The following is an 18356-nucleotide window of genomic DNA, read 5'->3' as shown; positions in this document are numbered from 1 at the left end:
TGTCCGCGGGCCGGCGCGGGGTGAGAATGACGCCATGCTCAAGTGGGAGTACGCCCTGCTGGTCCGCCGCCGCCAGGCCGCGACCACCGACCTCGGCTGGGAGGTCGTCTTCGTCTGGTACGGCCCGGACGGCTCGATGGTCGACGTGACGCCGTACGGCGACACCTCGCTGGCCCACCTGAACCGGGCCGGCGACCAGGGCTGGGAGTTGGTCGCGATGAGCGAGGACCCGTCCCTGCCCGGCAACCACGAACTGCACCGCTACCACCTGAAGCGGCCGAAGCCCGCCGACCCGCCACCCCGCCAGCGAATGCGCGGCGGCCGACGCACCGTCTCCGGCTGATCCGACCGCTCCGGGCCGAGGCGGCCGGCGCGAGACCCGTGCCCGCGCGAGACCCGTGCCCGCGCGAGACCCGTGCCCGCGCGAGACCCGTGCCCGCGCGAGACCCGTGCCCGCGCGAGACCCGTGCCCGCGCGAAGCCCGTGCCCGCGCGAAGCCCGTGCCCGCGCGAAGCCCGTGCCCGCGCGAAGCCCGTGCCCGCGCGAAGCCCGTGCCCGCGTTGACCGTGATGTCGTGGAGTCATCGTGATGACTGTGTGGCATCACGATGACTGCGACTCGGCCCGCGACCCGCGACCCGCGCATGGGCGGACCTCGCCTCAGCGAGCGGCGAGGTGGACGAGTGGGGCATAACGGGCGGGATTGCGGGTAACGCGCGGCGGGAGGTGGCCCGAATGGTCGCTTTGGCACAGACTCCGCCCTCGGCCGACCGGCTGCGGGCGATCGATGATTTCCTCGCCCAGGCATGGGCGGATCAGGTCCGCCACGATGATCGGTTGCGGGACCTGGCGGTCGAGGTGCGGTTCGACCGGGGGGTGGCGCATCTGAGCGGCCAGGTGGCCGAGCCCGCCCAGCTACGGCTGGTGCGGGAGCTGGTCGGACGGCTGGCCGGTGTCTACGGCGTCTGGTGCCGGGTCGGCATCGGCGGGCGGGCGCCGGTGGTGGTGGACCTCGGTTGTGGGCCGACCAAGCAGTGGTCGAGCAACCTGGGGCTGGACATCTACCCGGCGCCCGGAGTGGATGCGGTGGCGGACCTGTCCGGCTCGCTGCCGCTCGCCGACAACTCGGTGGACGTCCTCTTCGCGGTGCACATCCTGGAGCACCTGATCGACTTCCTGCCGCTGGTCGACGAGTGTCACCGGGTGCTCCGCCCCGGCGGGGTGCTGCACGTGATGAGCCCCTGGTGGGGGCATGTGAACGCGGTGGCCGACCCGACTCACGTCCGGCTGATGGACGTGCAGACGTTCAAGGGGATCTGCCAGCTGCGGCCACCGGGCACGCCGCGCTGGTACCCACTGCACGCGGGCTGCGACGGCGCCTCGATCTTCGCCGACCTGACGCCCCTTCCCCCGGACGCCGACCCGGCACCCCAGTCCCACCTGGCCCGCTTCTTCGACTAGCGGGTCTGGGTGGACTCGCGGAGTTCCAGGCGGTGGGGGGCGCGGAGTTCCTGGGCGGGGCCGGTGCGGTCACCGTCCAGGCGGTTGGCGAGAAGTTGGACGGCCAGGCGGGCGACCTGCTCCTTCGCCGGGGCGACGGTGCTCAGGGTCGGGATGGCGAACCTGCCGTCCTCGATGTCGTCGAAGCCGGCCACCGCCACGTCCTCGGGGACCCGCAGGCCGGCCTCGTGCAGCGCCCGCAGGGCACCGAGGGCCAGCGTGTCGTTGAAGCAGAAGACGGCGTCGGGGCGTACACCGGAGGTGAGTAGGCCCCGCATCGCGGCCGCGCCGTCCGCGCGGTGCCAAGCCGGCGCGGACGCTACCAGGGACTGGTCATGGTCGAGCCCGGCGGCGCGCAGCGCGTCGCGGTAGCCGGCCAGGCGCAGCCGGGCGCTGGCACCCCCGTCGGTGCGCCGCCAGCCGACGGCCGCAATGCGGCGGCGACCCGACTGGATCAGGTGGCTCGTGATCTCCCGGGCCGCTGCCACGTTGTCGATCACCACGCGATCCGCCGAGCACTGTTCGATCCGCTCGCCGAGCAGCACCATCGGGGTGCCGTCCAGACCGGCCAGGTCCGCCGCGGTGAGCGCCGACGGACTGAGGATGAGCCCGTCGATCAGGTGGTCGGTGATACCGGCGGCGAGCACCCGTTCCTGGTCACGCCGGCCGCCGGTCTGGTCGATGAGCACCGTCCAGCCGTGCTCGGCGGCGGCGCTGACCACGTGACGGGCCAGCTCGGCGAAGTACGGGATGTCGAGTTCCGGAACCGCCAGCGCGATCACGCCGGTGCGTCCCTTGCGGAGGTGACGGGCGGAGAGGTTCGGCCGGTAGTTGAGTTCGACGATCGCCTCCTCGACCCGGGCGCGGGTGTCCGGTCGCACGTGCACGTGGCCGTTCACGACGTTCGAGACGGTCTTGACGGAGACGCCGGCCCGTTCCGCAACGTCCTTGAGTCTGTGCCGCACGCCGCAACCTCCCCGATGGACCCAGCGCACCATAGCTGCGCGGGTCGCGCGGAAGGGCCCCGCCGATCGGGCCCTTCCGCACCTTCGGGTCAGGCAGTCGGCTCACGGGGGGTCGGAGCGACGGCGGGCTCGTGCTGGGCCAGCCGGTTGCGGCGGTACCCGTAGCCGAAGTAGATCAGCGCGCCGAGCAGCATCCAGGCCAGGAACCGCAGCCAGGTCTCCACTGACAGGTTGAGCATCAGGTAGAAGCAGGCCAACGCCGAGACGATCGGCAGCACCGGTGAGAACGGCACCCGGAACGGCCGCTCCAGGTCCGGCCGCTTGCGGCGCAGGATCGGCACCGCCAGCGAGACGAGGACGAACGCGCAGAGCGCGCCGATGCTGACCAGGTCGGCCAGCGCGGACAGCGGCAGGAAGCCGGCCAGCAGCGCGACCGCCACCGTCATGATCGCCGAAATCCGGTACGGGGTGCCCCAGCGCGGGTGCACCTTCGCGATCGAGGGCGGGATCAAGCCGTCCCGGGCGATGGCGAAGCCGATCCGGCCCATCGCCACCAGGTCGACCAGGATGACGCTGGTCAGGCCCGCGACAGCGGCGATGGAGACCAGCACTGCGGCCCAACCCGCGCCGACCGATTCGAAGGCCGACGCGATCGGGGCACCCCGGTCGATCTCGGTGTACGGCACCATCCCGACCACCACCAGCGAGACGCCGATGTAGAGCACAGTGGAGATCAGCAGCGTGCCGAGCAGACCCAGGGTGAGGTCCCGCTTGGGCTTGCGCGTCTCCTCGCCCAGGTTGGCCACGGCCTCGAAGCCGGTGTACGCGAAGAAGACCACGGCGGCGGCGCTGAGCACCCCGACGAAGCCGAAGACCGACGGCTCAAGACCGAAGAGCGCCTGGGTGACCGGCTGCTTGATGCCGTCGTCGCCGCTCCCGGCGGGCTCGGCCGGCGGGATGAACGGGGTGAGGTTGGCGGCCTTGACGAAGAACAGCCCGGCTACCACCACGAAGACGCAGATGGCCACCTTGACCAGCACCAGCAGGTTGGTGATCCGGGCCGATTCCCGGATGCCGACGATCGCCACGACGCCGAGGATCAGCACGATGGCGATGGCGCCCACGTTGACGGTGCTGCCCTCCTCGCCGAACCATCGGGTCGGCAGGTCGAGCAGTTCGGCGAGGTAGCCGGACCAGCCTCGGGCCACCACCGCGGCGCCGAGCGCGAACTCCAGCAGCAGGTCCCAGCCGATGATCCAGGCGACGATCTCGCCCATCGTGGCGTACGCGTAGGTGTAGGCGCTGCCGGCGGTCGGCACGCTGGAGGCCAGCTCGGCGTAGCAGAGGGCGGCGAGCAGGGCCACCACGCCGGCGATGGCGAAGGAGATCACCACGCCCGGCCCGGCGCTGTCCCGGGCCTCGATCCCGGTGAGTGTGAAGATGCCGGTGCCGATCACGATGCCGATGCCGAATCCGGTGAGGTCGATCGCGCCGAGCCGTCGCTTCAGCCCCAACTGGCCGTCGCTGCCGTCCGCCTCACCCTGGGCTATCACGTCCTTGATTGGTTTTGTGCGCAGCACGGACACCCGGTCACCCCTTCCACCGTGCGACCACCCCGTGGCGGCCGGTGACCGGCGTTGCTACCCAACGGAGCGATTGGTCAACCACGAACTCTTGCGGCGTCGGCCAGATTGTGAAAATTTCCTACCAGCAACGCGGACATCGACGGCGAATCTTGCCGCGCACCGCGCGAAACATCCGGGAGCCCCAACGAAGGGACACACCGCATGAAAGCCACCCGACTCGGAGTCGCCGGGCTGGTCACAGCCCTGCTCGGTACGTTCGTCACCGCCACCCCCGCGAGCGCCGCGCCCAGCGCGGCCGACACCACCACCACCACATGCGCCACCGACCCGGCCACCCCGAAACGGCAGTTCCGGGCCATGTGGATCTCGTCGGTGGTCAACATCGACTGGCCCAGCAAGGCGTCCCAGACCAGCCCCGACCGGATCGCCGCGCAGCAGACCGAGTACCGCGAGCTGCTCGACCTGGCCGGGCGACTGAACCACAACGCCGTCGTGGTGCAGGTCCGGCCCACCGCCGACGCGCTCTGGCCCTCGCCGTACGAGCCCTGGTCGGAGTACCTGACCGGGGTACGCGGCCAGGACCCGGGCTGGGACCCACTGGCCTTCCTGGTCGACGAGTCGCACAAGCGGAACCTGGAGTTCCACGCCTGGTTCAACCCGTACCGCGTCTCCATGCCGGCCCCCGGTGGCGCCGGCGCGGACCTCGCCCAGCTCGCCCCCGGCCACCCGGCCCAGCAGCACCCCGACTGGACCTTCGCCTACCCACCGGCCGGCGTGGCCGGCAGCCGGCTCTACTACAACCCCGGAATCCCCGAGGTACGCGAGTTCGTCCAGACCGCCATGATGGACGCCGTCAAGCGGTACGACATCGACGGTGTCCACTTCGACGACTACTTCTACCCCTACCCCAGCGGCACGTACCAGGTGCCGGACGATGCGACCTTCGCGGCCCACAACCGGGGCTTCACCGACCGGGCCGACTGGCGGCGGGACAACATCAACCTGTTGATCCAGGAGATGAACGGCAAAATCAAGGCGGCGAAGCCGTGGGTGAAGTTCGGCGTCAGCCCGTTCGGCATCTGGCGCAACAAGACCGCCGACCCGCTCGGTTCGGACACCACCGGCAGCCAGTCGTACGACATCATCTCCGCCGACACCCGTAAGTGGATCAAGCAGGAGTGGATCGACTACGTGGTGCCGCAGCTCTACTGGTATATCGGCCAGTACCCGGCCGCCGACTACGCGCGCCTCGTGCCGTGGTGGGCCGAGACGGTGCGCGGCACCCGCGTGCAGCTCTACATCGGCCAGGCCGACTACAAGAGCGGAGACCCGGCGTACGGGCCGTACTGGCAGAACCCGCGTGAGCTGTCCGACCACCTGACGCTCAACCGGTCGTACCCGGAGGTGCAGGGCAACGTGCACTTCTCCGCGGTGCAGGTGCGGGCCAACCGGCTCGGCGCCACCGACATCTACGCGGGTGAGCACTACTCCCGACCGGCGCTGGTGCCGGCCATGCCCCACCTGCCGGCCCGGCCGCTGCTCTTTCCGGTGGTCACCAAGGCGACCCGGCAGGCCGACGGCGTCCGGCTCACCTGGCGGCAGCCCGCCGACGGCGTCGGCCCGCTCGGCACCGCCACCTCGTACGCGATCTACCGATTCGACGGCACCACGCTGCCCGGCCGGTGCGCCACTGCCGACGCCGCGCACCTGGTCGACACTGTCCGGGCCACGCCCGGCAGCGTCCAGTCCTGGGTGGACACGTCGGCCGAGCCCGGCCGGCGCTACACCTACCAGTTGACCGCGGTGGACCGGTCGGCCAACGAGAGCGCCGCCAGCCCGCCGGCATTCGTCCTGCGCTGACCGTCTCTCTGAATGCCCCGGACGCCTCGCGCGTCCGGGGCATTCGTCTGTTTCGACGTATGTCACCAATAGTTGGCGATGCGCATACCACCTAGTTGATCAGCTGATCGACACTCATCGACATCCGGTAACCCGCCGGTAACTTCCGTCCCACCCGCTCACCCCCGCGGAGGTAACCCGTGCCCCGACGTCTCGCCACCCTGCTCGCCTCGGGCGCGTCAGCGCTGCTCGCCACCCTCGCCATCGCCTCACCCGCCGCCGCCGTCACCCCCGCCCAGAAGCTCTCCGTGCTGTCCAGCTGGACCCAGACCAGCGCGTCCAGCTACAACTCGTGGAACAGCGCCCGGGTCAACCGGGCGCCCTGGGCCGAGTACAACTTCAACTGGTCCACCGACTACTGCTCGTCCAGCCCGGACAACCCGCTCGGCTTCACCTTCAACCTGGGCTGCTACCGGCACGACTTCGGCTACCGCAACTACAAGGCGGTCGGCCAGTTCTCCGCAAACAAGTCCCGCCTCGACAACGCCTTCTACGAGGACCTGAAGCGTGTCTGCACCACGTACAACTCGGTCGTCCGACCGGCCTGCTACAGCCTGGCCTGGACCTACTACCAGGCGGTCAGCATCTTCGGTTCGGTAGCGGCCGTCCAGCAGGCCGACATCGACCGCGCCGCCCGCATGAAGGCCCAAGCCGAAGCCAACGCCGCAACCCACTAACCCCCACCCCCCGCACTCCCCACCCCTCGCCCTCGCGCCCTCGCGCCCCGCGCCCTCGCGCCTTCGCGCCTCGCACTCGCGCCCGCCCGCCCGCCCGCCCGCCCGCCCGCGATCTTGCACTTTCGGTTGTCGGTTTGCCGCTTTGGCGCCGGTATCTCACGACAGAAAGTGCAAGATCGGCGGGGCAGGGCGGGGGCGCGAGGGCCGGCGCGAGGGCGCGGGGCCCGGGGGAGGAGGGCAGGGGCGAGGGAGGGCAGGGGCGAGGCAGGGCAGGGCTGGGCGGGTGGGGTTAGGCGCGTTCGGTTCGGGTGGCTGGGTGGCGGTCGGGGTCGGCGGGACGGCGGGGGGTTGGTTGGGACAGGCCGGTGCTGAAGCGGGTCGAGTCCGCCGCCAGGTCCGGGTGTTCCACGTCGAGTGCCAGCGCCGCGGCCTCGTCCAGCCCCAGCTCCGCACCCTCGCCGTACGCGTCGTCGAAGGCCGCGTCGCCCAGCACCGCGCGCAACTCCCCCTGCTGCTCGGCCCAGTAACCGCCGAAGATGCCGGGGGTGGCCCGCATGCTCGCCCGGGTGGCCTGCGCCGCCCCGAACAGGCGGGCCGCGGTCAACCGCTCCCCGCCGATCGCGCAGCGCACCGCTACCGCGTTCAAGGTGTCGCACGCCCGCCCGTGGTAGCCGTGACCCATCCGGGAGCGCAACGCCACCAGCAGATGCTCGTGTGCGGCGATCACGTCGCCGCGGGCCAGCGCGACCATGCCGAGCAGCATGTCCACCGAACGCCGTCCCCGCTCCACGGGCCGGGCCGCCTCCACCGGACGCACCGCGCCCAGCAGCTCCGCGGCCTCCTCCAGGGCACCCCGCCGCCACAGCAGCTCGGCCAGGCTGAAGACCGCGAACAGAGCCTCGCCGACCACGTCCTGCCCGTGCGCCCAGTCGATGACCTCCCGGCACACCCGTTCGGCCTCGGCGAACTGCCCCATGTCGACAAGCGGTGCCGCCCGGCCGGCGAGCACCCGAGCCAGCAACCCGGCGTCGCCGGCCTGCCGGGCCGCCGCCTCCGCCCGCTGGGAGAAGCGCAGTTCCTCGGCGAACTCACCGTCGGCGCTGGCATGCAGCGAATGCATGTGGTACGCCGCCGCCAGCTCCGCCTCCGGGATCCGCTCCCCCGTCTCAGCGATCCGTCCGTACAGCCGGAACAGCCACAGCCGCCCCTCGCGGGCCAGGCCCCGCTCCAGCCACCACTGGTCCAGCCCACCCGCCAGGCCGAGCCCGGCACGGGCGCTGCCGCCGGTGGCGCACCACCGCAGCGCGGCGCGCAGCTCCCCGGCCAGTGGATCGAGGGCATACAGCGACAGCGTCACCGGCCGGCCGTCCTGGCCCAGGTGGGCCCGGTCCAACGCGTGGGCCGACCAGGCCACGTGCCGGTCCCGGGCGGCCTGCTCCTCGCCCGCCTCGGCCAGCCGTCGCGCCGCGTACGCCCGGATGGGGTCGAGCATCCGGTAGGTGCTGCCGGAGGCCCGCGGCTCGGCCAACACCATCGACTTGTCCACCAGGACCGACAGCGGGTCCAGCGGATCGTCACCCAGCAGCCACTCCACAGTCGCCAGATCCACCGGGCCGGCGAAGACCGCCAGCCACCGCAGCAGGCGGGCGGCCCGGGGCCCCAGCGTCCGGTAGGACCAGGTGACGGTGGCCTGCATGGTCAGATGCCGTTCGGTGGCCGAGCGCTGCACCGCTCGGCTGGCCGGTGAGGGTGGCGACGCTCCGGCCGCTGCGGCGACCAGGTCCACGGTGTCCTGCTGGTTGCCGGACCAGCCCCGCTCCACCGGCGGCGGATCCGGGTCCTCCCGGCCGGCGTCCAGGGTGCCGAGGACGTCGTCCAGGCGCTCGGCGAGCTGACCGACCGAGAGCACCCGTAGCCGGGCGGCGGCCAGCTCGATGGCGAGCGGCAGACCGTCCAACCGCTGCACGACCCGACGCAGGTCGGCGGACTCGGCCGGGTCCGGCTGCCGACCACCACGGGCCGCCGCCGTACGGTCCAGCAGCAGCGCCACCGCGTCGCTCTCCGCGCCGTCCGCGCGCGGGTCGACAGAGAGCGGCGGAATCCGCCACACCACCTCGCCGGGCAGGCTGAACGACTCGCGACTGGTGGCCAGCACCCGTACGCCGCTGCCACCGGACAGCAGCCGCGCGATCACCTCGGCGCAGGCGGCAGGTTGGGTGTCACAGGTGTCCAGTACGACCAGCATCCGACGGCCGGCCGCGTACTCGACGAGGGTGTCCAGCATCGGCCGACCGGGCTCGGGACGCAGGCCGAGCACGGCGGCGATGGCGAACGCCACCAACCCCGGGTCGGTCACCGAGGCGATGTCGACGAACCAGACCCCGTCCGGGTACGCCTCGACGACTCCGCTGGCCAACTCCACCGCAAGCCGGGTCTTGCCCGCGCCGCCGGCACCCAGCACGGTGACCAGGCGGTTCTGACGCACCAGCAGGCTCAGCTCGATGCGCTCGGCCTGCCGGCCGACGAACGAGGTGACCTGGGTGGGCAGGTTGTGCGCCACCGCGTCGGCGGTGCGGGGCCGGGGGAACTGTCGCTCCAGACCCGGTGCGACCAGTTGGAACAGCCGTTCACGGTCGTCAAAGCCGCGTAGCCGGTGCAGCCCCAGGTCGAGCAGGGTCGCACCCGGCGGCATCGGCTCGGCCCGACGGGCGGTGGACGCCGTGCAGAGCACCTGCCCGCCGTGCGCGGCGGCCGCCACCCGGGCGGCCCGGTGCACCTCGGCGCTGGCGTACTCGCCGTCGCGTGGCTCGGCATAGCCGGTGTGCAGGCCCATCCGCACCCGGGGCGCGGCCTCGGGGGTGGGCCAGTCGTGGCTGGAGAGTGCCCGCTGAGCGGTCAGGCACGCGGTCATCGCCGCGGAAGCTTCCTCGAAGGCCAGGAAGAACGAGTCGCCCTCGGTCAGCAGCTCCGCGCCACCGGTGCTGGCCAGTGTGCGGCGCAGCAGCCGTCGATGCTCGGCGAGCACCGGGCGGTAGTCCGGGCCGAGCAGCTGAGCCAGCCGTGTAGAGCCCTCGATATCAGTGAATACGAAGGTCACCCAACCGCTCGGGAGCTGGATCCGTGGCGACATGCGAGGAACCTCCGCCCGTGACGTCGGGTTCATGCTGCCTGAGTCCGAACGATCACACATCGTGAGAACGGCCGGGCAAGTGCCGCCAACGTGCCACTCGGACCCGCTCCCGGCAAGGCTGGCCCACCAGGCGGCGGCGAATTGACCCGATCAGCAGCCGCAGGCGCCGCCGCAGCAGCCACCACCACCAGCGGCGGGTGCCGGGGCACCACCACTGCGACCGGTGACTGCGACCGCGGAAAGAAGCTTGACCGTGTCGGCGTGTCCCTGAGGGCAGCTGGCCGGCTCACCGGCCGCCGCCATCGAACGGTTGACCTCGAAGGTGTCGCCGCAGGCGCGGCAGCGGAACTCGTACCGGGGCATGCCACCCAGGGTACGTGGATCTGACGGTTCGCGGAGCATGGGTGATACTCGACAGGTGGTGGACGGCGAGGACGACACGCGTGTGCAACCGTTACGACCGGCCGCGCCGCTGGACGGGCCGCTCGAAGGCTCCGGGGCCGCGCCCGACCAGGCGCGCAAGGTGCCCCGCCCCCGCCGCCCCTGGCTGAGCGGGCGTTCCGCCGGCGCGCCGAGCACGCCAGCGACCACCACGCCACCAGCCGCGACGCCAGCTCCGCCAGCGGCGAAGTCCTCCGCAGCCGACTCCGCCGGGTCCGAACCGGACTCGCGCGCCGCCGGCCCGGAGGTCCCGGCCGAATCTGTCCCGACCGCAATCCCCGCAGCCGACCCCCTGGCCGCGGCATCCAACGCCGAGACGGGCAAGGCCAAGGACGCGAAGGCCGAAGCCGGTAAGGCCGACACCCCCGAGGCCAAGGACGCGAAGGCCGACGCCGCGGAGGCGGACGGCAGCGCCAGTGGCCCGGCCTCGTCGAAGGCGGCCGGCGCGTCGAGCGCCGACGCGCCCGCCGACGACGCGAAGACCGACGCCCCAGGTCCGGCGAAGACCACTGTGGATGAGATCCCGGCCGTGCCGGCGTCCGACCCGGCCCGCCGACGGCGGGTGCAGTTCGCGCACGCGGTACGGCTGCCGCCCCGTCGGGCAGCAGCCGCAGCGACCCAGGCGACCCGTGCGTGGGCGCGCCGGCCGAGTGGTCGGCTGACCCTGCCCGGTGTCTTCCTGCTGGCACTGGTGGCGGCGACCGGCGCGGTGGGAGCGCTGCTCGTACCGGCCACGATCCGTGCACCGCGCCCGGTCGCCGTCGACGCCTCGGCCGCGCCGAGCGGGGTGGCAGCGCCTGGGATGCCGTCCGGCCTGCCGACCAGCCCGCTGCCCACCGGACCGCTGCCGACCGGACCGCTGCCGACCCTTCCGCTGCCCTCCGGCGGGTTGCCCGGCAACGGGCTGCCGACCGGGTCGGTGATCGGTGGCCGACCGTCGGATGCCCTGGCCGGCTGGGCGCAGCAGGTCGGTGCCAAGGTCGGTGTCCCGGCGGTAGCCATGCAGGCGTACGGCTACGCCGAGCTGGTGCTCGCCCAGACCAACCGCAGCTGTGCGCTGAGCTGGACCACGCTGGCCGCGATCGGAAAGGTCGAATCGGATCACGGGTCGACCAACGGGGCCCAGTTGGGGCAGGACGGCAAGGCGGTGCCCAACATCTTCGGGCTGCCGCTGGACGGCAAGGACGGCCGGATGCGGATCATCGACACCGACCGTGGGGCGCTCGACGGGAACTCGATCCTCGACCGCGCCATCGGGCCGATGCAGTTCATCCCGACCACCTGGCAGGAGATCGGCGCGGACGCGGACAACGACGGCGTCAAGGACCCGCACGACCTGGACGACGCGGCACTGGCAGCGGGGAACTACCTCTGCAAGGGCGGCCGGAACCTGAGCATCGCGGGCGACTGGTGGAACGCGATCCTCTCCTACAACGACGTACGGCGGTACGCCCAGGACGTCTACGACACCGCGAACCGGTACGGACGGGCCAGTCGCTAGTGAAGTGATCGTCTCGATACGTTGGAGAACTGGACACTTCCCCCGGGCCTCTGTTAGCGGCAAGCTAGACGGGTGATGGTGCGCGAGTGGGACCCCAGGACCGCGTCGTCCGCCGAGATCGCGTCGCTGTTGGCCACGCTGAACGCGGTCCTGGCGGCCGATCTGCCGCAGGATCCGCCCTGGCGGGAGGCCTCGCTGCGGGAGTACCTCGCCGAGGTGATGCCCGGCGAGCGGCGGATCTCCTGGATCGCCCAGGCCGAGCCGACGGATCCGGGCGACACGGGCGCTGTGATCGGCCAGGTGCACGTACTCCTTCTGGGTGACATCGGCGTGCTCGAGGTGCTGGTGCACCCGTCCGCGCGGCGCACCGGCCTCGGCCGTGACCTGGTGCTGCGTGCCGCGCGCCGGGTCTACCAGGAGGGTTTCCAGTCGATCGGGGTCGAGGTTGTCGGCGACACGCCGGCGGTCGGGTTCTACGAGTCGCTCGGCTTCACCAGGGAGTACGTGGAGACGCGCAGCGTGCTCGACCTGACGGCGGTGGACTGGGCCGAGCTGGCCGAGATGGCCACCGGCATCGGGGCGGGCTACCAGTTGGAGTTCTTCCCGGGCGGGCCGCCGGACGACCTGATCGAGGCGTACGCGCGGGCCAAGGCCGAGGTTCGCGACGTCGACGACGGTGAGCTGCGCCCCAGCTCCTACGACCCGGAGCGACTGCGGGACAGCCTCGACACGCTGCACCGGCGGGGCATGAAGCCGTACATCGTGCTCGCCCGGCACGAGCAGAGCGGCGAGGTGGCCGGTCTGACCGAGGTGGTGGTGCCGGCGCAGCACCCGACCCGCGCCGACCAGTACGACACGATCGTCGCGCAGGACCACCGGGGCTACGGCATCGATCGGGCGATCAAGGCGCGGATGCTGCTGGAGTTGCGCTCCGCCGAGCCGGAGCTGATCGAGGTGCAGACCTGGAACGCGCAGGCCAACGAGGCGATGTTGAAGGTCAACGCTGAGCTGGGCTACCGCCCCGACCGGGACTGGTGCGAATACAGCGTCGACGTCGCTGAGCTGGTGCACCGCCTCGATCCACCGCGCTGAGAAATTCACGAAACTGTCCATTAGGGGATGGACGGTGGACAGTCGCGCACCTTAACGTGCGTTGACCCCCATCCACCCATCGTGGAGGCCCTATGCGCCCGCGCCGCTCATTCGCCGCGCTCGCGACCGCCACCGCCGCCGTGACAGTCACGGCGCTCGGCGTCGCACCCACCGCGGCCAGCGCCGCGCCCACCGACCTGTTCATCTCGGAGTACGTCGAGGGTTCGTCGAACAACAAGGCGATCGAGCTGTTCAACGGCACGGGCGCCGCCGTCGACCTGGCGGCCGGTGGCTACCAGTTGCAGCTCTACTTCAACGGCTCCGCCACGGCCACCACTATCGCCCTGATCGGCAGTGTGGCGGCCGGTGACGCGTTCGTGTTCGCCAGCGCCTCGGCCGGGGCCGCCATCCTCGCCCAGGCTGACCAGACCACCGGGGCGAGCCTCTTCAACGGTGACGACGCGATAGTGCTGCGCCGGGGCACCACAGTGCTAGACTCGATCGGCCAGGTGGGCGTCGACCCGGGCACCGAGTGGGGCGCTGGCGTCACCAGCACCGCGGACAACACCCTGCGCCGGCTGGCGAGCGTGGCCGCCGGTGACACCGACCCGTCGGACGCGTTCGACCCCGCCGCACAGTGGGCCGGATTCCCCGTCGACACCTTCGACGGGCTGGGCGCGCACACAGTGGACGGCGGCGGCCCGGTCGACGTGCCCGCCACGCTGACCTGCGGCGGGCCGCTGGTCACCGCCGCCGGCACTGCCGCGAGCCGCGAGGTGACCGCCGCCGACCCCGACGACACGATCGTCGACCTGGCGGTGACCGCGATCAGCCCGAGCCCGACCTCCGGCTCGATCACCCGTACCGCGTTCACCCCCGCCGACGGGGTGGGCGGCACCGCCCGCGCCACGGTCGGTGTGAGCGCCGACCTCGCCGCCGGGGCGTACACCGTCACAGTGACCACGACCGACGCGGGCGGTGGCACCGCGAGTTGCGCGCTGGCGGTGCAGGTGACCCGGGAGCTGACCGTCGGAGAGGTGCAGGGTCCGACCACCGACACCGAGGCCGGTCCGAGCGACCGGTCACCGCTCGCACCTGCGAGCGGCAACGGCACGAGCAGCGCCCTGTACGACGTACGCGGCGTGATCACCCAGTTGACCCTCGCCCGCACCTCGGCCGGAGCGGAGCAGCACGGCTTCTTCCTGCAGAGCCGCGTTGGTGACACCGACGGCGATCCGACCAGCTCCGACGGCATCTTCGTGTTCATGGGTACGTTCACCTCGCTGATCGGCGGTTACGTGCCGACGGTCGGCGACGAGGTCGTGCTGCGGGCCCGGGTGTCGGAGTACTACAACTTCACCCAGCTCTCCGGCGCGTCGCTGGTCCGCCTGATCGGCGGCGGGCTGGTCGTGGACACCGCGGTCGCGGTGGCCGACGCGGTGCCGCCGGCCGTGCTGACGGACGCGCAGCGCTTCTGGGAGCGGCACGAGGGCTCCCGGATGCGGGTACGCGCGGGCAGCGGCGCGGTGAGCGGCCGGGACGTCTTCTCCTCCACCGCCGACGCGGAGCTGTGGGTGGTCGACCGCGACGACCCGCTGCTGGACCGCGCCGACCCGTACTCCCGGCGGGTCTTCCGTGACTCGCACCCGCTGGACAACGACCCGACCCGCCGCTTCGACGACGGCAACGGCCAGCGGACGCTGCTGGGCAGCATGGGCGTGAAGGCCACCGCCGGGGACAGCGCCGCGCTGCTCCCGCCGGCGCACACCTTCGACACGTTGCGGGCGGACGCGGTGGGCGGGGTCTACTACTCGTTCGAGAAGTACGGCGTCCAGGTCGAGCGGGCGGAGTTCGCCGCCGGGGCCGACCCGTCGAAGAACAACCCACCCAAGCCGGCCGACCGGTCGCAGGAGGTGGCCGTGGCCACCTACAACGTGGAGAACCTGTACGACTACCGCGACGACCCGTTCGACGGCTGCGACTTCGCCGGTAACGCCGGCTGCGTGGGGGTCTCCCCGCCGTTCGACTACGTCCCGGCCAGCGAGGCGGAATACCGCGAGCAACTGGCCGCCCTCGCCGATCAGATCGTCAAGGACCTGCACGCACCGGACCTGATCCTGGTGCAGGAGGCCGAGGACCAGGACATCTGCACGATCTCCGGGGCGGCGCTTAGCTGCGGCGACACCAACAACGCCGATGGCGCCCCGGACAGCATCCAGGAGTTGGCGCTCGCGGTGGCGGCGGCCGGTGGGCCCGCGTACGCCGCCGCCTATGACCGGACCGGCGCGGACGCTCGCGGTATCACCGCGGCCTTCCTTCACCGCACGGACCGGGTGTCGCTGGCGGACGCGACGGCGGCGGACCCCCTGCTGGGGACGACACCGACCGTTCAGTACCGGGCTGCGGGGCTGCCGACCAACGCCGACGTGCAGAACCCGAAGGCCCTCAACGCGGTGCTGCCGGCGGACGTGGACACCTCGACCGGTCGGGACGGCAGCAACGTCTTCACCCGTGCTCCGCAGCTGGGCAAGTTCAGCGTGGCGGCTGCGCCCGGCTCGACCGAGCGGTTCACCCTGTACGCGCTCAGCAACCACTACTCGTCCGGCCCGGACAGCCGGGTCGGGCAGCGGCGTGAGCAGGCGCGTTACGGTGCGGCGATCGTCACCGCGATCGAGGAGGCCGACCAGACCGCCCGGGTGGTCTACGGCGGGGACCTGAACGTCTTCCCCCGCCCGGACGATCCCATCGCGACCGGAGAGCAGCCCACGCCGTCGGACCAGCTCGCCCCGCTCTACGAGGCGGGCCTGCGCAACCTGTGGGACGACCTCGTCGCGGACGCGCCGGCCTCGGCCTACTCGTACAGCTTCGAGGGGCACGCTCAGACTCTCGACCACCTGTTCGTCAACGACGCGCTCCACAGCGACCTGGTGCAGGTGCGGGCGGCGCACATCAACGCCGACTGGCCGGCGGAGTTCGCCGGTGACGGGTCGCGAGGTTCCAGTGACCACGACCCGCAGGTGGCGCGGTTCCGGTCTCGGGCGTCGTTGACAGTGGCCGACTCGGCGGTGGCCGAGGGCAACCAGGGCACCCGGCAGCTCACCTTCACCGCGACCGTGTCTCGGCCGCTGTCCCAGTCGGTGCTGCTCTGCGCCGCGACCGTCGGCCTCACGGCGCAGGTGGGCTCGGACTTCGACCCGTACGCCGGCTGCAAGGTGTTGGCCGCCGGGCAGACGTCGGTGGCGTTCCCGGTGTCGGTGCGCGGTGACCGCAAGCGGGAGGCGGACGAGAAGTTGACGTTGCTGGTGGCCGGCGTGCCGGGCCTGCGGCTGGCTGATCCACTCGCGACCGGAACGATCACCAACGACGACTGATTCTGGAGTGGTCGTCGACGGCCCGCCGAACCCCGCCCGGGGGCGGCGGGCCGTCGTCCGTTCTGCGGTCAGTCGTACCGCCAGCGCTGCGGCGGTGGTGGATCGCCGCGGTGCTTGGCTACCCGCACCTCCCATTGGCTACGCCGACGCATCGCGTCACGGACCTGCCGGTTGCGGTAGAACGTCTCGGGTGGGCGGGCCAGCCCGTAGATGTCCGCCCACCACTCTCCCGGCTTCGGGTCGAGAATGGTGTCCAGGTGCGTCGGGTAGCGGCGCCCCGCGCCGTCACGCGTGTCCTCCCAGTCCCGCATCGGCTTGAGCACCCGGCCGAGGTCGTCGACGACGGCCAGCCGACACCCGACGACGTCGATGATCCGGCAGAGCAGCTCGATGCTCGGAACAGTCCGACCGCCTTCGATGCGGCCGATGGTGGCGTGGTGCACCCCTGCCCGTCGGGCCAGCTCACGTTGGCTGAGGTCGGCGTGGCGACGGACCGCCCGGACGATGCCAACGACCGGCCATAGGGTGTCGGAGGGCTCGCTCGGTAGGTCGTCCATGCCTCCACCGTCCCGGCTCGCCCCGTTTCTCGCAGTCCCGTTCGGCTGGCCTGTGGACAACGGAAGGACCTGTGGACAACGGGACATCCGTCATCGTGGCGAGGGTGGCTTCCGCTCAGGCGACGAAGTCGTGGGCTTTGAGCAGCACGTCGTCCGCGCGACGGAGCGGGGAGGCAATCCCCGACCTATCCCCTTTGCTCTGCACCCTGATACGCGCCACCCCGACGGCCCCTCTGAAGCGCGCCACCAAGACGCGCCCTCTCGTGCGCCACCCCCGACACGCTTTGTCCCTGCTGATACGCGCCATCCTGGTCAGCGCCGGCCTAAGACCGTGGCCGGCGCATCCGCGGGTGCAGAGCAAAGGCAGTGGTGGAGACATCGGAGCCAGCGATCCGCACAGTCAGGAGCCGGGATGCGCCGCGGTCAGGAGCCGGGATGCGCCGCGGTCAGGAGCCGGGATGCGCCGCGGTCAGGAGCCCGCACCCGCTGCGGTCAGGAGCCCGAACACGGCACAGTCGGGAGCCGGGATCCGGCTGACAAGAACTGGACCCCGCGCGAGCCGGGCCCCAGCGGTCACGGCCGCGTCAAGGTCCACCGGCGCGCCACGATCGGCGCACAGCGGGAGAGGACGGCCGCGGACGGGCCGCTCAGTAGCGCTGGCGGAGCAGGCCAGCGGCCTCGACGGCCCAGTAGGTGAGGATGACCTGCGCACCGGCCCGCTTGATCGAGGTGAGCGTCTCCAGCATCACCCGCTCGCGGTCGATCCAGCCGTTCGCGGCGGCCGCCTCGACCATCGCGTACTCGCCGGAGACCTGGTAGGCGGCGACCGGGACGTCCACCGCGGCCCGCACCGCCGACACCACGTCGAGGTAGGGCAGCGCCGGCTTGACCATCACCAGGTCGGCGCCCTCGGCCACGTCCAACGCGACCTCGCGAAGCGACTCACGCAGATTGGCCGGGTCCTGCTGGTAGGTGCGCCGGTCGCCCTCCAGCGCCGACTCCACCGCCTCCCGGAACGGGCCGTAGAAGGCGGAGGCGTACTTCACCGCGTACGCCAGCACGGAGACGTCCTGGTGCCCGGCGGCGTCGAGGGCCCGGCGTACCACGCCGACCTGGCCGTCCATCATCCCGGACGGCCCGACCATGCCGACCCCGGCGGCGGCCTGGGCCACCGCCATGTCGGCGTACGCGGCCAGGGTCGAGTCGTTGTCGACCTCACCGTCGGGGGTGAGCAGCCCACAGTGCCCGTGCGAGGTGAACTCGTCGAGGCACAGGTCACTCATCACCACTGTGGCGTCGCCCACCTCGGCCACCACGTCGCGGATGGCGACGTTGAGGATGCCGTTCGGGTCGATGCCGCCGGAGCCGGTCGGGTCCCGCTGCTCCGGCACGCCGAAGAGCATGATCCCGCCGACACCGGCCTGGACCGCCTCGGCCGCCGCCTTGCGGAGCGAGTCCCGGGAGTGCTGGAGCACCCCCGGGAGCGACCCGATGGCGCGGGGCTCGGTCAGCCCCTCCTTGACGAACATCGGCACGACAAGCTCGGCCGGGTCGACCCGGGTCTCTGACACCAGCCGGCGGACCGCCGGGTTGCGGCGCAGCCGGCGGGGCCGGATCTCGGGGTACGACATGGCAGGC

13 protein-coding genes are annotated in these 18356 nt (G+C 71.9%); 7 read left to right on the top strand and 6 right to left on the bottom strand.

Annotation, left to right across the window (positions count from 1 at the left end; all coding sequences use genetic code 11):
- Positions 1 to 34: 34 nt before the first annotated feature.
- Together ACFYPG_RS14405 and ACFYPG_RS14400 are read left to right on the top strand one after the other, a co-directional pair.
- Positions 35 to 343: a hypothetical protein gene (locus ACFYPG_RS14405; protein ID WP_355005739.1), complete on the top strand. Its 309-nt coding sequence runs from the start codon at positions 35 to 37 to the stop codon at positions 341 to 343.
- Between the two features lie 391 nt (positions 344 to 734).
- Complete coding sequence (locus tag ACFYPG_RS14400; protein ID WP_355005740.1) at positions 735 to 1460, top strand: methyltransferase domain-containing protein; 726 nt, start codon at positions 735 to 737, stop codon at positions 1458 to 1460.
- On the opposite strand, the gene ACFYPG_RS14395 is transcribed toward ACFYPG_RS14400, so the two are convergent.
- Together ACFYPG_RS14395 and ACFYPG_RS14390 are read right to left on the bottom strand one after the other, a co-directional pair.
- Complete coding sequence (locus ACFYPG_RS14395; RefSeq protein WP_387352214.1) at positions 1457 to 2464, bottom strand: LacI family DNA-binding transcriptional regulator; 1008 nt, start codon at positions 2462 to 2464, stop codon at positions 1457 to 1459. The two genes, ACFYPG_RS14400 and ACFYPG_RS14395, sit on opposite strands and share 4 nt — an antisense overlap.
- 89 nt (positions 2465 to 2553) lie before the next feature.
- The gene (locus ACFYPG_RS14390; protein WP_355005742.1) at positions 2554 to 4050 is read right to left on the bottom strand and encodes an amino acid permease; all 1497 of its coding nucleotides are present in this window, start codon (positions 4048 to 4050) and stop codon (positions 2554 to 2556) included.
- A 201-nt stretch (positions 4051 to 4251) separates the two neighbouring features.
- Between ACFYPG_RS14390 and ACFYPG_RS14385 the strand changes: the two genes are divergently transcribed.
- Both ACFYPG_RS14385 and ACFYPG_RS14380 read left to right on the top strand, forming a co-directional pair.
- Positions 4252 to 5910, top strand: a complete 1659-nt coding sequence (locus ACFYPG_RS14385; protein WP_355005743.1) for a family 10 glycosylhydrolase — start codon at positions 4252 to 4254, stop codon at positions 5908 to 5910.
- A gap of 179 nt (positions 5911 to 6089) precedes the next feature.
- The gene (locus tag ACFYPG_RS14380) at positions 6090 to 6626 is read left to right on the top strand and encodes a phospholipase (RefSeq protein ID WP_355005744.1); all 537 of its coding nucleotides are present in this window, start codon (positions 6090 to 6092) and stop codon (positions 6624 to 6626) included.
- Between the two features lie 289 nt (positions 6627 to 6915).
- On the opposite strand, the gene ACFYPG_RS14375 is transcribed toward ACFYPG_RS14380, so the two are convergent.
- Both ACFYPG_RS14375 and ACFYPG_RS14370 read right to left on the bottom strand, forming a co-directional pair.
- The gene (locus ACFYPG_RS14375) at positions 6916 to 9756 is read right to left on the bottom strand and encodes an NB-ARC domain-containing protein (protein WP_355005745.1); all 2841 of its coding nucleotides are present in this window, start codon (positions 9754 to 9756) and stop codon (positions 6916 to 6918) included.
- Between the two features lie 150 nt (positions 9757 to 9906).
- Positions 9907 to 10119 carry a zinc ribbon domain-containing protein gene (locus ACFYPG_RS14370; RefSeq protein ID WP_112674337.1) on the bottom strand — a complete coding sequence of 71 codons (213 nt, stop codon included), beginning with the start codon at positions 10117 to 10119 and terminating at the stop codon, positions 9907 to 9909.
- Positions 10120 to 10156: 37 nt separating this feature from the next.
- On the opposite strand from ACFYPG_RS14370, the gene ACFYPG_RS14365 reads away from it, so the two are divergent.
- The 3 genes from ACFYPG_RS14365 to ACFYPG_RS14355 all read left to right on the top strand — a co-directional run bounded on the left by ACFYPG_RS14365 (position 10157) and on the right by ACFYPG_RS14355 (position 16161).
- Positions 10157 to 11698 carry a lytic murein transglycosylase gene (locus ACFYPG_RS14365; protein WP_387352211.1) on the top strand — a complete coding sequence of 514 codons (1542 nt, stop codon included), beginning with the start codon at positions 10157 to 10159 and terminating at the stop codon, positions 11696 to 11698.
- Between the two features lie 75 nt (positions 11699 to 11773).
- Complete coding sequence (locus ACFYPG_RS14360) at positions 11774 to 12790, top strand: GNAT family N-acetyltransferase (protein WP_355006076.1); 1017 nt, start codon at positions 11774 to 11776, stop codon at positions 12788 to 12790.
- A 92-nt stretch (positions 12791 to 12882) separates the two neighbouring features.
- The gene (locus tag ACFYPG_RS14355) at positions 12883 to 16161 is read left to right on the top strand and encodes a lamin tail domain-containing protein (protein ID WP_387352209.1); all 3279 of its coding nucleotides are present in this window, start codon (positions 12883 to 12885) and stop codon (positions 16159 to 16161) included.
- A gap of 68 nt (positions 16162 to 16229) precedes the next feature.
- On the opposite strand, the gene ACFYPG_RS14350 is transcribed toward ACFYPG_RS14355, so the two are convergent.
- Together ACFYPG_RS14350 and hemB are read right to left on the bottom strand one after the other, a co-directional pair.
- On the bottom strand, positions 16230 to 16718 hold the full coding sequence (locus tag ACFYPG_RS14350) for a helix-turn-helix transcriptional regulator (RefSeq protein ID WP_355005748.1): 489 nt from the start codon (positions 16716 to 16718) through the stop codon (positions 16230 to 16232).
- 647 nt (positions 16719 to 17365) lie between these two features.
- Entirely contained in the window at positions 17366 to 18349 is a 984-nt protein-coding gene (gene hemB / locus ACFYPG_RS14345) for a porphobilinogen synthase (protein ID WP_355005749.1), read from the bottom strand.
- Between the last annotated feature and the right edge of the window lie 7 nt (positions 18350 to 18356).

It is taken from the genome of Micromonospora sp. NPDC005553 (assembly GCF_042871765.1).
Lineage (GTDB): Bacteria > Actinomycetota > Actinomycetes > Mycobacteriales > Micromonosporaceae > Micromonospora.
This window is presented reverse-complemented; position numbering and strand designations above follow the sequence as displayed.